The following is a 13,926-nucleotide window of genomic DNA, read 5'->3' as shown; positions in this document are numbered from 1 at the left end:
CGCCGTAGCGCCGATGGTAGTGTGGGGTCTCCCCATGCGAGAGTAGGGAACTGCCAGGCATCATATCAGTGAAGAAGCCCCGCACGGAAGTGCGGGGCTTTTTTACGTCTGAAGATCAGCGGAATTTTTCGCTGAGAGCCTGAAATTCCCCCCTGCAACACCCGTCTGATACGGTAAACTACGGCCAGATTAATCAGTTAAGGCCGTCAAATGTCCAGCCAACATCCCTCATTAAAAGCCGACAATACGCTTGGGCTTGCCATCCACACGCAACAACGCATTGTGGCGGAAACTCCCGCTGCTATCCTGGCTGCCTGGCAGGCCAGCCAGCATCAACAAACGCCGTTTATGGTGTTAGGTGAGGGCAGCAACGTGCTGTTCCTGGAAGACTTCGCCGGCACGGTGGTACTGAACCGCATTAAAGGCATCGGCATCCGGGATGAGTTCGATCACTGGAAACTGCACGTTGGGGCGGGCGAGAACTGGCATCAACTGGTGAAAAGTACGCTGGAAAAGGGCATTACCGGCCTGGAAAACCTGGCATTAATCCCTGGCATGGTCGGCTCAGCGCCGATCCAGAATATCGGGGCTTATGGTGTTGAATTAAAAGACGTCTGCGAATATGTCGATGTGCTTAATTTGCACAGTGGTCAGACAGAGCGGCTCGATCGTGAAGCCTGCGAGTTTGGTTATCGCGACAGCATATTTAAACACCATTACCAATCTGGCTATGTGATTGTAGCGGTAGGAATGATCCTGCCAAAACAGTGGCAACCGGTTTTGACCTACGGCGATCTCAAAACGCTGAATCCCGTCACCGCAAACGCCTGGGATGTCTATCATGCTGTCTGTGAGATGCGTCAGAGCAAGTTACCCGACCCTAAAGTCACCGGTAATGTAGGCAGCTTTTTCAAAAACCCGGTGATTAGTCAGGCGCAGGCAAGCCAGTTACTGGCTCGCTTTCCGTCGATGCCAAATTATCCACTGACGAACGGCGAAACCAAACTGGCGGCAGGCTGGCTGATAGATCAGTGTCAGCTGAAGGGGTTCCGTCTGGGCGGCGCAGCCGTGCATCAGCAGCAGGCTCTGGTGTTGATCAATGCTGAGGATGCGACACCTGACGATATTGTGGCGCTAGCCCGTACCGTACGTAACCGGGTGGGTGAAAAGTTTGATGTCTGGCTTGAGCCTGAAGTCCGTTTTATTCAGGCACAGGGTGAGTGTAATGCTGTTGAGGTGATCGCATGAAGGACCACAACGTTCCATTGAAGCTGGTCGATATATTATCGGATGGCGAGTTTCATTCAGGCGAACAGCTAGGTGAAACGCTGGGTATGAGCCGCGCCGCGATCAATAAGCATATCCAGACGTTGAAAAGCTGGGGACTTGACGTTTATACCGTCACCGGAAAAGGGTATAGCCTGTCTGCGCCGATACAGTTGCTGGACGAACAGGCGATACTTTCACGGGTTAAGCAGGGCAATATTTCAGTGATACCGGTTATTGACTCAACGAATCAATATTTGCTGGAACGGATGCATGAACTTCAGTCTGGCGCTGCCTGTATTGCGGAGTACCAACAGGCTGGACGCGGAAGGCGTGGTCGCCAATGGTTCTCACCGTTTGGCGCCAACCTCTATATGTCGATGTACTGGCGTCTGGATCAGGGTCCTGCGGCGGCAATGGGGCTCAGTTTGGTTATCGGCATCGTCATGGCTGAAACATTACGTGTGATGGGTGCTGACGATGTCCGGGTTAAATGGCCCAATGATATTTACCTAAAAGATCGCAAACTGGCGGGTATCCTGGTCGAACTTACCGGTAAAACCGGTGATGCAGCGCATATTGTAATGGGTGCCGGGATTAATCTGGCGATGCGAACAGCGGATGCGTCACAGATCAATCAGGGTTGGATCAACCTGCAGGAAGCGGGTGTCACGGTTAACCGCAATGAACTGGCTGCCAGTCTGATTAACAGCTTACGTGATGCTCTGCCGGTGTTTGAACAGGAAGGATTAACGCCCTTTATTGCTCGCTGGGCCGCACTGGATAATTTTATTAACCGGCCGGTGAAGTTACTTATTGGCGAACGTGAAGTGCACGGCATTGCTCGTGGTGTGGATAGTCAGGGAGGGCTGTTATTAGAGCAGGATGGCGAAATAAAATCCTGGGTAGGCGGAGAAATATCCCTTCGGCCAGTCTGAATATAAAAGAGCCTGCATAATTGCAGGCTTTTTTATTGATGTCGTTTATTTTCGCAGCCGGAGCTTATCGACCGCATGATTAGCACTCTTGGTCATAATCAGGCTGGCTCTTTCACGAGTAGGCAGGATATTTTCCTGCAGATTCAGCCAGTTAATCTCTTTCCACAAGTTGCCTGCTATTTCAATCGCTTCCGCTTCAGAGAGCTGAGCATAATGATGGAAATAAGAGTCGGGATTGGTAAACGCGCCCTGACGGAATTTCAGGAAGCGGTTGATATACCAGCTCTGCAAGAGATCTTCTGCCGCATCGACATAAATAGAGAAGTCGACAAAATCGGAAACAAAGACGTGATGGGGATCGTGTGGATAATCCATCCCACTCTGTAATACGTTAAGCCCTTCAAGAATCAGAATATCGGGTTGCTGAATGACCTTATCACCGTCCGGGATCACATCGTAAATCAGGTGCGAATAGACCGGAGCGGTAACCTGACTGGCACCCGATTTCAGGTCGGAAACAAACTTCACCAGCCGATGCATATCATAAGACTGCGGGAAGCCTTTCTTCTTCATCAGACCCCGCTCTTTCAGCACCGCATTGGGATGAAGAAAACCATCTGTCGTGATCAGCTCAACTTTACGGTGCTCGGGCCAGCGGCTCAGCAGTGCCTGCAATACACGCGCGGTGGTGCTTTTCCCCACGGCAACGCTGCCAGCAATACTAATGATATAAGGTATCTTTTGCCCGTTGGTGCCGAGAAACTGTTCCAGAACGGCCTGACGACGAACATTCGAGCTGATATAAAAGTTGAGCAGACGCGAAAGCGGCAGATAAATCTCTGCGACCTCTTCCAGCGAGAGGTCTTCGTTGATCCCCTCCAGCTGGGCGATCTCCTCTTCTGACAGCGTCATCGGGACAGAATCGCGCAATGCAGCCCACTGATCACGAGTGAACTGCAGATAAGGCGTCGTCAAAGGTGTCGTTTTATCCATAAGCATGCATCTGACCGCAAATTCGTAACTTTCAGGAGAATGTTGCCCGGATAGGTTAGACAACATGAGAAATTTGAATCGCGGATCACAGGTTTACCATTGAGAACAATGGGCTGGAGGGTATCACCAGTATAGCTTTCAACAGAAGTAAAAAGATAAATGAGCATTCGCTTTCGTCGGCATGCCCACAAAATGCTGCAATCCTGTTAACGTCTTAACCCGCTGTACCCGATGACTTTACGCTATGCGCTCTATTCCTGATGAGTATAGCGTGCGAAGGCTGACCTGCCCGTCATCGGCTTTTAAAGCCACTGCTGTGGGCTTAGCCGTTCAAAGAGAGGGCATGACTTACCTCTATCTTCTAACCGAACACAATGCAGCCTGTAAACGTACAGCTCACTGAGTAGTGACATCGGAAACAGGTCCCGATCAGCCTCACGGAATTTGTTTTTGCCGTAACGAAGAGGGGCTGATGAACAGAGAGGTGATAAAAGCATCACTTAGCGCCGTCACCGCGAAATAAATTTGCTGCTGAGATGAGCAGACCAGCATAACAGCCCAATCAATTCGTCTGTCAGTCTGCCGCACAGGCCGTCTGACACCCGACAAAATATCCCCGGATTGCACAATAATTCTGCATAAAAGCGCCAAATTGCGATGATTTGCACAAATAGTAAGCGATAGCGCAATTTAAGCGATTTTTTTGTTGCATCCTGAAGCCGACCTTCCTAGAATGCGCGTCACTTGATGCCGGCTTAGCTCAGTTGGTAGAGCAACTGACTTGTAATCAGTAGGTCACCAGTTCGATTCCGGTAGCCGGCACCATCAAGTAGGTGGGATTCCCGAGCGGCCAAAGGGAGCAGACTGTAAATCTGCCGTCACAGACTTCGAAGGTTCGAATCCTTCTCCCACCACCATCTCAGCCTTGTGGTTGAGACCAGATAAACAACCTGTTTATCTGTCAGGTGAGTCACATCTCACCCTGAATTCAGGCTGGGCATTAGCGCAGTCAAAGTCGGTCAGCTTCGCTGACAGGCTGTGAATAATAGGGGAACATCCTCTGTTACTCACAAGCTACAGAAAGAACAGGTAGCCGAGTTCCAGGATGCGGGCATCGTATAATGGCTATTACCTCAGCCTTCCAAGCTGATGATGCGGGTTCGATTCCCGCTGCCCGCTCCAGATGTGCTGATATGGCTCAGTTGGTAGAGCGCACCCTTGGTAAGGGTGAGGTCCCCAGTTCGACTCTGGGTATCAGCACCACTTCCTTTATCTCCCTCCTGATTTTCTCTCTGTAACTTCCTTGCAGTCAGGCATTGCCTGGTTAATGTGATGATATCTTTGATATATCCGTGTCTTAGAGGGACAAGCGATGGCTAAAGAGCAATTTCAACGTAACAAACTGCACGTAAACGTGGGCACCATCGGTCACGTTGACCACGGTAAAACCACCCTGACTGCAGCTATCACCACCGTACTGGCTAAAACTAATGGCGGCCAGGCGCGTGCATTCGATCAAATCGACAGCACGCCTGAAGAAAAAGCGCGTGGTATCACCATCAACACCGCACACGTTGAGTATGAGACGGCTTCTCGTCACTATGCTCACGTTGACTGCCCAGGCCACGCCGACTATGTGAAAAACATGATCACCGGTGCTGCGCAGATGGACGGCGCGATCCTGGTTGTTGCTGCGACTGATGGCCCGATGCCACAGACCCGTGAGCACATCCTGCTGGGTCGTCAGGTTGGCGTTCCTTACATCATCGTGTTCCTGAACAAGTGCGACATGGTTGATGATGAAGAGCTGCTGGAGCTGGTTGAGATGGAAGTCCGTGACCTGCTGTCACAGTACGATTTCCCAGGCGACGACACTCCAATCGTTCGTGGTTCTGCGCTGAAAGCGCTGGAAGGCGAAGCGGAGTGGGAAGCGAAAATCATCGAGCTGGCTGAACACCTGGATAACTACATCCCGGATCCAGTCCGTGCGATCGATATGCCGTTCCTGCTGCCAATCGAAGACGTATTCTCAATCTCTGGCCGTGGTACTGTTGTTACCGGTCGTGTTGAGCGCGGCATCGTTAAAGTCGGCGACGAAGTTGAAATCGTGGGTATCAAAGATACTGCGAAATCAACCTGTACCGGTGTTGAGATGTTCCGTAAGCTGCTGGACCAGGGTCAGGCAGGCGAAAACTGTGGTGTTCTGCTGCGCGGTATCAAGCGTGAAGACATCCAGCGTGGCCAGGTTCTGGCTAAGCCAGGTACTATCAAGCCACACACCCAGTTCGAGTCAGAAGTTTACGTTCTGTCTAAAGACGAAGGTGGCCGCCATACTCCGTTCTTCAAAGGTTACCGTCCACAGTTCTACTTCCGTACCACTGACGTAACGGGCTCAGTAGAGCTGCCAGAAGGCGTGGAAATGGTAATGCCAGGCGACAACATCAAAATGGTTGTTACCCTGATCCACCCAATCGCTATGGACGAAGGTCTGCGCTTCGCAATCCGTGAAGGTGGCCGTACCGTTGGTGCGGGTGTTGTTGCTAAAGTTATCGCTTAATTATCGATAACGTTTGACGCAATGCACACGAAAAGGGCATCATTTGATGCCCTTTTTGCACGCTGCTTCATAGAACCTGGCTCATCAGTGATTTTCGATCATAATCATTGCTGAGACAGGCTCTGTTATGCGGCGTAGGAGACCGAGTTACGCCCCAAAAGCTCATTCGGTTTGGATGCCTCGCACTGCGGGGCAGAATAGTTTCTGAATTATTGTGGCAGGTTGGTTTATGAGTGCGAATACCGAAGCTCAAGGGAGCGGGCGCGGCCTGGAAGCGGTAAAGTGGGTAGTAGTCGTGTTACTGCTACTTGCAGCGATTGTAGGTAACTACCTCTATCGTGATGTGACACTGCCTCTGCGCGCATTAGCTGTAGTTGTGCTGATTGCAGCGGCCGGCGGCATTGCGCTTTTAACGACCAAAGGCAAAGCAACCGTGGCTTTTGCTCGTGAAGCAAGAACCGAAATGCGTAAGGTTATCTGGCCAACCCGCCAGGAGACGCTGCACACCACGTTAATCGTTGCCGCGGTTACCGCCGTGATGTCACTGATTTTGTGGGGGCTGGATGGTATTCTGGTCCGTCTGGTATCGTTTATCACTGGCCTGAGGTTCTGAGATGTCTGAAGCTCCAAAGAAACGCTGGTACGTCGTACAGGCGTTTTCCGGTTTTGAAGGCCGCGTAGCACAGTCGCTGCGCGAGCATATCAAATTGCACAACATGGAAGAGCTGTTTGGCGACGTCATGGTTCCGACTGAAGAAGTCGTTGAAATTCGCGGTGGCCAGCGTCGTAAGAGCGAGCGCAAGTTTTTCCCGGGTTACGTTCTGGTCCAGATGGTCATGAATGACGCCAGCTGGCACCTGGTTCGCAGCGTTCCGCGCGTGATGGGTTTCATTGGCGGCACCTCTGACCGTCCGGCACCTATCAGCGACAAAGAAGTCGATGCGATCATGAACCGTCTGCAGCAGGTCGGCGATAAGCCGCGTCCGAAAACGCTGTTCGAGCCAGGTGAAATGGTTCGCGTTAACGACGGTCCGTTTGCTGACTTTAACGGCGTAGTTGAAGATGTGGATTACGAGAAGAGCCGTCTGACGGTGTCCGTCTCCATCTTTGGTCGTGCAACACCGGTTGAACTCGACTTCGGTCAGGTGGAGAAAGGTTAACCTCTTTCCGCTCACAATTTAGCTGTTGCAGCAGGCGCGAAATTTAACTACAATTTCGCGCCTTTTGTTTTTATGCGCTGACAACAGCGTGTGAATCGTTATCACGGGGAGCCTTTTCAGGCGCTATAACCCATTTGAGGAAATATCATGGCTAAGAAAGTCCAGGCCTACGTCAAGCTGCAGGTTGCAGCTGGTATGGCGAACCCAAGTCCACCGGTTGGTCCAGCACTGGGTCAGCAGGGTGTTAACATCATGGAATTCTGCAAAGCGTTCAACGCTAAGACCGAATCTTTAGAGAAAGGTCTGCCGACTCCTGTTGTTATTACTGTATACAGCGACCGTTCTTTTACCTTCATTACCAAAACGCCTCCGGCTGCCGTACTGCTGAAAAAAGCAGCAGGCATCAAGTCTGGTTCTGGTAAGCCGAACAAAGATAAAGTCGGTAAAGTGACTCGTGCTCAGGTACGTGAAATCGCAGAAACTAAAGCTGCGGACATGACTGGTTCTGACGTTGAAGCGATGACTCGCTCCATCGAAGGTACTGCTCGTTCCATGGGCCTGGTAGTAGAGGACTAAGAAATGGCTAAGCTGACCAAGCGCATGACCGTAATTCGCGACAAAGTTGACGCGACCAAGCAGTACGACATTGCTGAAGCGATCGCTCTGCTGAAAGAACTGGCGACTGCCAAGTTCGTTGAAAGCGTTGACGTTGCTGTAAACCTCGGCATCGACGCGCGTAAATCTGATCAGAACGTGCGCGGCGCGACCGTTCTGCCACACGGTACTGGTCGTTCAGTACGTGTTGCTGTCTTCGCCCAGGGCGCTAACGCTGAAGCTGCTAAAGCAGCCGGCGCTGAGCTGGTAGGTATGGAAGACCTGGCCGATCAGATCAAGAAAGGCGAAATGAACTTTGACGTTGTTATTGCTTCTCCGGATGCAATGCGCGTTGTTGGCCAACTGGGCCAGGTTCTGGGTCCACGTGGCCTGATGCCAAACCCGAAAGTCGGTACTGTAACCCCTAACGTTGCTGAAGCGGTTAAGAACGCTAAAGCAGGTCAGGTTCGTTATCGTAACGACAAAAACGGCATCATCCACACTACCATCGGTAAAGTGGACTTCGACGCTGACAAACTGAAAGAAAACCTGGAGTCCCTGCTGGTTGCGCTGAAAAAAGCGAAACCTTCACAGGCGAAAGGCGTGTACATCAAGAAAGTTAGCCTTTCAACCACCATGGGCGCCGGCGTTGCCGTTGACCAGGCGGGTCTGAACGCAACAGCAAACTAATTGCTGCTTGAAACGGGCGAAAAATTCACCTAGAATCTTACGCCCGTTGTTCTGTTAATAACAGAACCGATACCAGAGAGTCAGAACCGGTCGCTGCGTTTATCGCCTTCCCGCTTTGAACCCTGCTGCATCAAACAGAATTTAGGTTGGAGCCAGGCCTTATCCTGGCCTCCGTCCAAGACCGCAGGAGCGGCTTATCTTCGGATATTTCGCTTAATTCCCTGCGTAGACGGTGACAGAACCAAAAGAATTTTTTCTTAGCTGGATTCTGCTCACCGTGTTCGAGCGCTTATTTCCCTTCGGGTGAGTAAGTGAAGTGAGTTCCGGGGAAATCCTTCCCCGGTCAAATCCAGGAGCAAAAGCTAATGGCATTAAATCTTCAAGACAAACAAGCGATTGTTGCTGAAGTCAGCGAAGTAGCCAAAGGCGCGCTTTCAGCGGTTGTTGCGGATTCCCGTGGCGTTACCGTTGATAAAATGACCGAACTGCGTAAAGCAGGTCGTGAAGCTGGCGTTTACATGCGTGTTGTTCGTAACACCCTGCTGCGCCGCGTCGTTGAAGGTACTCAGTTCGAGTGCCTGAAAGACACGTTTGTTGGTCCGACCCTGATTGCATATTCTATGGAACACCCGGGCGCTGCTGCTCGTCTGTTCAAAGATTTCGCGAAAGCGAATGCAAAATTTGAGGTCAAAGCTGCAGCCTTTGAAGGTGAGCTGATCACGGCGGCTAATATTGACCGTCTGGCAACTCTGCCGACCTACGAAGAAGCACTGGCACGTCTGATGTCGACCATGAAAGAAGCCGCTGCTGGCAAACTGGTCCGCACTCTGGCTGCTGTACGCGATGCAAAAGAAGCGGCTTAAGGCCAGATTCTTTTTCTTCGTACTTGCTAACGTATAAACTTTTTCTGATTCTTAGGAACAATTGTCATGTCTATCACTAAAGACCAAATTCTGGAAGCTGTTGCAGCTATGTCCGTAATGGAAGTAGTTGAGCTGGTTTCTGCTATGGAAGAAAAATTCGGCGTTTCTGCTGCTGCTGCTGTAGCTGTTGCTGCTGGCCCGGCTGAAGCTGTTGAAGAAAAAACTGAATTCGACGTTATCCTGAAAGCTGTTGGCGCGAACAAAGTAGCAGTAATCAAAGCCGTACGTACTGCAACTGGTCTGGGCCTGAAAGAAGCCAAAGATCTGGTTGAAGCAACTGGCGTAATCAAAGAAGGCATCAGCAAAGATGACGCAGCTGCACTTGAAGCTGCTCTTAAAGAAGCTGGCGCTGAAGTTGAAGTTAAGTAAGACAACCTTCGGGTTGCAGTCTGAGTAGTTTCAGGCTGATGGCTGGTGACTTTTTGGTCACCAGCCTTTTTGCGCTACAGGGCCTCAATGGGGTTTCACACTGTTTGTCCATTGTTGCTCTTCTCAATATCTTTCTCTATCGACGACTTAATATACCGCTTTCCTGTGCGGGTTCCCTGCCCTCGCAAAAGCGATGAAATGATTTAAGCGTGATAGAAAGAGGTATTGCACTGCTGCTGCGCAGCCAGTGAAACAAACAAAATCGTGTTGCATGAACTGTCCTGTCAGGACGGACAGCGTGGGTCGACTTGTCAGCTAGCTGAGGAACCCTATGGTTTACTCCTATACCGAGAAAAAACGTATTCGTAAGGATTTTGGTAAACGTCCGCAAGTTCTGGACATACCTTATCTCCTTTCCATCCAGCTTGATTCGTTCCAGAAGTTTATCGAGCAAGATCCAGAAGGTCAGTACGGACTGGAAGCTGCATTCCGTTCCGTCTTCCCTATCGCCAGCTACAGCGGCAACTCTGAGTTGCAGTATGTGAGCTATCGCTTAGGTGAGCCTGTCTTTGACGTGAAAGAGTGTCAGATCCGTGGCGTGACCTATTCGGCACCGCTGCGCGTGAAACTGCGTCTGGTGATCTATGAGCGCGAAGCGCCAGAAGGCACCGTAAAAGACATTAAAGAACAAGAAGTCTACATGGGCGAGATTCCGCTCATGACCGACAACGGTACCTTTGTTATCAATGGTACCGAGCGCGTTATCGTTTCTCAGCTGCACCGTAGTCCTGGCGTGTTCTTTGACAGCGATAAGGGTAAAACCCACTCATCGGGTAAAGTGCTGTATAACGCACGTATCATCCCTTACCGTGGTTCATGGCTCGACTTTGAGTTTGACCCGAAAGATAACCTGTTCGTCCGTATTGACCGTCGTCGTAAGCTGCCGGCCAGTATCATCCTGCGCGCACTGCATTACACCACCACTGAAATCCTCGATATCTTCTTCGAGAAAGTGGTTTTTGAAATCCGTGACAACAAGCTGCAGATGGAACTGGTGCCTGAGCGCCTGCGCGGTGAAACCGCTACCTTCGATATCGAAGCTAACGGCACCGTCTACGTCGAAAAAGCACGCCGTATTACTGCGCGCCATATCCGTCAGCTGGAAAAAGATGGCATTCAGCACATCGAAGTCCCGGTTGAATATATCGCGGGCAAAGTGGTCTCTAAAGATTATATCGATGAGAGCACCGGTGAGCTGATCATTGCGGCAAACATGGAGCTGTCGCTGGATCTGCTGGCTAAGCTGAGCCAGGCGGGTCACAAGCGCATCGAAACGCTGTTCACTAACGATCTGGACCACGGTCCTTATATCTCCGAGACCCTGCGTGTCGACCCAACCAGCGATCGCCTGAGCGCACTGGTTGAGATCTACCGCATGATGCGTCCTGGTGAGCCGCCAACGCGTGAAGCTGCAGAGAACCTGTTTGAGAACCTGTTCTTCTCTGAAGATCGTTACGATCTCTCTGCGGTCGGCCGCATGAAGTTTAACCGTTCATTGCTGCGTGATGAAATCGAAGGTTCAGGCATCCTGAGCAAAGAAGACATCATCGAAGTGATGAAGAAGCTGATCGACATCCGTAACGGTAAAGGCGAAGTGGACGATATCGACCACCTCGGTAACCGTCGTATTCGTTCAGTCGGTGAGATGGCTGAGAACCAGTTCCGTGTGGGTCTGGTGCGTGTTGAGCGTGCGGTTAAAGAGCGTCTGTCACTGGGCGACCTCGATACCCTGATGCCACAGGACATGATCAACGCCAAGCCGATTTCGGCGGCGGTGAAAGAGTTCTTTGGTTCAAGCCAGCTCTCTCAGTTTATGGATCAGAACAACCCGCTGTCAGAGATTACGCACAAACGTCGTATCTCTGCACTTGGCCCAGGTGGTCTGACTCGTGAGCGTGCCGGCTTCGAAGTGCGTGACGTACACCCAACGCACTACGGTCGTGTCTGCCCAATCGAAACCCCTGAAGGTCCGAACATCGGCCTGATCAACTCCTTGTCTGTCTATGCACAGACCAACGAGTACGGTTTCCTTGAAACACCTTATCGTCGTGTTATCGATGGTTTAGTGTCTGACGAGATTCACTACCTCTCCGCTATCGAAGAGGGTAACTACGTTATCGCTCAGGCGAACGCCTCGCTTGATGAGAACGGCGCGTTCGTTGATGACCTGGTCACCTGCCGTAGCAAAGGCGAGTCGAGCCTGTTCAGCCGCGATCAGGTTGACTACATGGACGTTTCCACCCAACAGGTGGTTTCTGTCGGTGCATCACTGATCCCGTTCCTGGAACACGATGACGCCAACCGCGCCCTGATGGGTGCGAACATGCAACGTCAGGCCGTTCCGACTCTGCGTGCTGATAAGCCGCTGGTTGGTACCGGTATGGAACGTGCTGTTGCGGTTGACTCCGGTGTAACCGCCGTAGCGAAACGTGGCGGTACCGTACAGTACGTTGATGCATCCCGTATCGTTATCAAAGTTAACGAAGACGAAATGCACGCTGGCGAAGCCGGTATCGACATCTACAACCTGACCAAATATACCCGTTCTAACCAGAACACCTGCATCAACCAGATGCCATGTGTTTCTCTGGGTGAGCCGGTTGAGCGCGGCGACGTGCTGGCAGATGGCCCGTCCACCGACCTCGGTGAACTGGCGCTGGGCCAGAACATGCGTGTCGCGTTCATGCCGTGGAACGGCTACAACTTCGAAGACTCCATTTTGGTCTCCGAGCGTGTGGTTCAGGAAGATCGCTTCACCACTATTCACATCCAGGAACTCGCCTGTGTGTCGCGTGACACCAAGCTGGGGCCAGAAGAGATCACTGCCGATATCCCGAACGTGGGTGAAGCAGCGCTGTCTAAACTGGATGAATCCGGCATCGTCTATATCGGTGCTGAAGTGACCGGTGGTGACATTCTGGTGGGCAAGGTAACGCCGAAAGGTGAAACCCAGCTGACGCCGGAAGAAAAACTGCTGCGCGCTATCTTCGGTGAAAAAGCCTCTGACGTGAAAGATTCGTCACTGCGCGTACCGAACGGCGTGTCAGGCACCGTGATCGACGTTCAGGTCTTTACCCGCGATGGCGTGGAAAAAGACAAACGTGCACTTGAAATCGAAGAGATGCAGCTGAAGCAGGCCAAGAAAGACCTGTCTGAAGAACTGCAGATTCTGGAAGCGGGCCTGTTCAGCCGTATCCAGAGCGTGCTGATTTCCGGTGGCGTTGAAGCAGACAAACTGGACAAGCTGCCGCGTGAGCGCTGGCTGGAACTGGGTCTGACTGACGAAGCTAAGCAAAACCAGCTGGAGCAGCTGGCAGAGCAGTACGACGAACTGAAACACGAGTTTGAGAAGAAGCTCGAAGGTAAGCGTCGTAAGATCACCCAGGGCGATGATCTGGCACCAGGCGTGCTGAAAATCGTTAAGGTTTATCTGGCCGTTAAGCGTCAGATTCAACCGGGTGACAAAATGGCAGGTCGTCACGGTAACAAAGGTGTTATCTCCAAGATCAACCCGATCGAAGATATGCCTTACGATGAACACGGCACGCCGGTTGACATCGTACTGAACCCGCTGGGCGTACCGTCACGTATGAACATCGGTCAGATCCTTGAAACCCACCTGGGTATGGCAGCGAAAGGCATCGGCGAGAAGATCAACGCCATGCTGAAGAAGCAGGAAGAGGTCGCGAAACTGCGCGAATTCATCCAGCGCGCTTACGACCTGGGCACCGACGTACGTCAGAAAGTTGATCTGAATACGTTCACCGACGACGAAGTTCTGCGTCTGGCTGAGAACCTGAAAAAAGGTATGCCAATCGCCACTCCGGTGTTTGACGGCGCGAAAGAGAGCGAAATCAAAGAGCTGTTACAGCTCGGCGGTCTGCCTTCTTCTGGTCAGATTACCCTGTTTGACGGCCGTACCGGTGAGCAGTTCGAACGTCAGGTAACCGTTGGCTATATGTACATGCTGAAACTCAACCACCTGGTTGATGACAAGATGCATGCGCGTTCAACCGGTTCCTACAGCCTGGTTACTCAGCAGCCGCTGGGTGGTAAGGCACAGTTCGGTGGTCAGCGCTTCGGTGAGATGGAAGTGTGGGCGCTGGAAGCATACGGCGCCGCGTATACCCTGCAGGAAATGCTTACCGTTAAGTCTGATGACGTCAACGGCCGTACCAAGATGTATAAAAACATCGTTGACGGCAACCATCAGATGGAACCGGGCATGCCAGAATCGTTCAACGTACTGTTGAAAGAGATTCGCTCGCTGGGTATCAACATCGAGCTGGAAGACGAGTAACCCCGATTCAGGCGGCGGGTCACTGCCGCCTGAAAGCGCAGGGTTAAGCGCTCGCAATTGTACTGGTTATGGGGCG

General features: G+C 51.7%; 11 protein-coding genes and 4 tRNA genes. 14 read left to right on the top strand and 1 reads right to left on the bottom strand.

The window, feature by feature from the left end:
* The first annotated feature begins 210 nt into the window (after window positions 1–210).
* Together murB and birA are read left to right on the top strand one after the other, a co-directional pair.
* Window positions 211–1,248 (top strand): UDP-N-acetylmuramate dehydrogenase, encoded by a 1,038-nt coding sequence (murB, locus tag WFK59_RS21800; RefSeq protein WP_336757292.1) that lies wholly within the window; start codon window positions 211–213, stop codon window positions 1,246–1,248.
* Window positions 1,245–2,204, top strand: a complete 960-nt coding sequence (gene birA / locus WFK59_RS21795) for a bifunctional biotin--[acetyl-CoA-carboxylase] ligase/biotin operon repressor BirA (RefSeq protein ID WP_336757291.1) — start codon at window positions 1,245–1,247, stop codon at window positions 2,202–2,204. Before murB ends, birA begins: the two co-directional genes overlap by 4 nt.
* 45 nt (window positions 2,205–2,249) lie before the next feature.
* Here birA and coaA read toward each other — a convergent pair whose 3' ends face one another.
* On the bottom strand, window positions 2,250–3,197 hold the full coding sequence (gene coaA, locus WFK59_RS21790; protein WP_233985611.1) for a type I pantothenate kinase: 948 nt from the start codon (window positions 3,195–3,197) through the stop codon (window positions 2,250–2,252).
* 749 nt (window positions 3,198–3,946) lie between these two features.
* Here coaA and WFK59_RS21785 point away from each other — a divergent pair.
* The 12 genes from WFK59_RS21785 to rpoB all read left to right on the top strand — a co-directional run bounded on the left by WFK59_RS21785 (window position 3,947) and on the right by rpoB (window position 13,850).
* Window positions 3,947–4,022, top strand: a tRNA-Thr gene (locus tag WFK59_RS21785).
* A gap of 7 nt (window positions 4,023–4,029) precedes the next feature.
* Window positions 4,030–4,114 (top strand) — tRNA-Tyr (locus WFK59_RS21780).
* Window positions 4,115–4,304: 190 nt separating this feature from the next.
* Window positions 4,305–4,379: transfer RNA gene (locus WFK59_RS21775), tRNA-Gly, on the top strand.
* A 5-nt stretch (window positions 4,380–4,384) separates the two neighbouring features.
* A tRNA-Thr gene (locus WFK59_RS21770) sits at window positions 4,385–4,460 on the top strand.
* Window positions 4,461–4,569: 109 nt separating this feature from the next.
* A complete protein-coding gene (gene tuf, locus WFK59_RS21765) occupies window positions 4,570–5,754 on the top strand; it encodes an elongation factor Tu (protein ID WP_167429651.1) in 1,185 nt (394 codons plus the stop codon).
* Between the two features lie 229 nt (window positions 5,755–5,983).
* Window positions 5,984–6,367 (top strand): preprotein translocase subunit SecE, encoded by a 384-nt coding sequence (secE, locus tag WFK59_RS21760; protein WP_031376913.1) that lies wholly within the window; start codon window positions 5,984–5,986, stop codon window positions 6,365–6,367.
* A 1-nt stretch (window position 6,368) separates the two neighbouring features.
* Entirely contained in the window at window positions 6,369–6,914 is a 546-nt protein-coding gene (gene nusG / locus WFK59_RS21755; RefSeq protein ID WP_003848088.1) for a transcription termination/antitermination protein NusG, read from the top strand.
* A gap of 147 nt (window positions 6,915–7,061) precedes the next feature.
* On the top strand, window positions 7,062–7,490 hold the full coding sequence (gene rplK, locus WFK59_RS21750; RefSeq protein ID WP_006121495.1) for a 50S ribosomal protein L11: 429 nt from the start codon (window positions 7,062–7,064) through the stop codon (window positions 7,488–7,490).
* A gap of 3 nt (window positions 7,491–7,493) precedes the next feature.
* Entirely contained in the window at window positions 7,494–8,198 is a 705-nt protein-coding gene (gene rplA / locus WFK59_RS21745) for a 50S ribosomal protein L1 (protein WP_031376914.1), read from the top strand.
* Between the two features lie 365 nt (window positions 8,199–8,563).
* On the top strand, window positions 8,564–9,061 hold the full coding sequence (rplJ, locus tag WFK59_RS21740) for a 50S ribosomal protein L10 (RefSeq protein ID WP_003848098.1): 498 nt from the start codon (window positions 8,564–8,566) through the stop codon (window positions 9,059–9,061).
* A 66-nt stretch (window positions 9,062–9,127) separates the two neighbouring features.
* Entirely contained in the window at window positions 9,128–9,490 is a 363-nt protein-coding gene (gene rplL, locus WFK59_RS21735) for a 50S ribosomal protein L7/L12 (RefSeq protein WP_006121499.1), read from the top strand.
* 331 nt (window positions 9,491–9,821) lie between these two features.
* Window positions 9,822–13,850, top strand: a complete 4,029-nt coding sequence (gene rpoB / locus WFK59_RS21730) for a DNA-directed RNA polymerase subunit beta (protein WP_336757288.1) — start codon at window positions 9,822–9,824, stop codon at window positions 13,848–13,850.
* Window positions 13,851–13,926 lie beyond the last annotated feature (76 nt).

Origin of the sequence: Pantoea sp. USHLN298 (assembly GCF_037149395.1) — a bacterium.
GTDB classification, from domain to species: Bacteria; Pseudomonadota; Gammaproteobacteria; order Enterobacterales; family Enterobacteriaceae; genus Pantoea; species Pantoea astica.
This window is presented reverse-complemented; position numbering and strand designations above follow the sequence as displayed.

Coding starts and splice junctions, on each gene's coding strand:
- murB (WP_336757292.1), top strand. CDS start 211: ATGTCCAGCCAACATCCCTCATTAAAAGCCGACAATACGCTTGGGCTT.
- birA (WP_336757291.1), top strand. CDS start 1,245: ATGAAGGACCACAACGTTCCATTGAAGCTGGTCGATATATTATCGGAT.
- coaA (WP_233985611.1), bottom strand. CDS start 3,197: ATGGATAAAACGACACCTTTGACGACGCCTTATCTGCAGTTCACTCGT.
- tuf (WP_167429651.1), top strand. CDS start 4,570: ATGGCTAAAGAGCAATTTCAACGTAACAAACTGCACGTAAACGTGGGC.
- secE (WP_031376913.1), top strand. CDS start 5,984: ATGAGTGCGAATACCGAAGCTCAAGGGAGCGGGCGCGGCCTGGAAGCG.
- nusG (WP_003848088.1), top strand. CDS start 6,369: ATGTCTGAAGCTCCAAAGAAACGCTGGTACGTCGTACAGGCGTTTTCC.
- rplK (WP_006121495.1), top strand. CDS start 7,062: ATGGCTAAGAAAGTCCAGGCCTACGTCAAGCTGCAGGTTGCAGCTGGT.
- rplA (WP_031376914.1), top strand. CDS start 7,494: ATGGCTAAGCTGACCAAGCGCATGACCGTAATTCGCGACAAAGTTGAC.
- rplJ (WP_003848098.1), top strand. CDS start 8,564: ATGGCATTAAATCTTCAAGACAAACAAGCGATTGTTGCTGAAGTCAGC.
- rplL (WP_006121499.1), top strand. CDS start 9,128: ATGTCTATCACTAAAGACCAAATTCTGGAAGCTGTTGCAGCTATGTCC.
- rpoB (WP_336757288.1), top strand. CDS start 9,822: ATGGTTTACTCCTATACCGAGAAAAAACGTATTCGTAAGGATTTTGGT.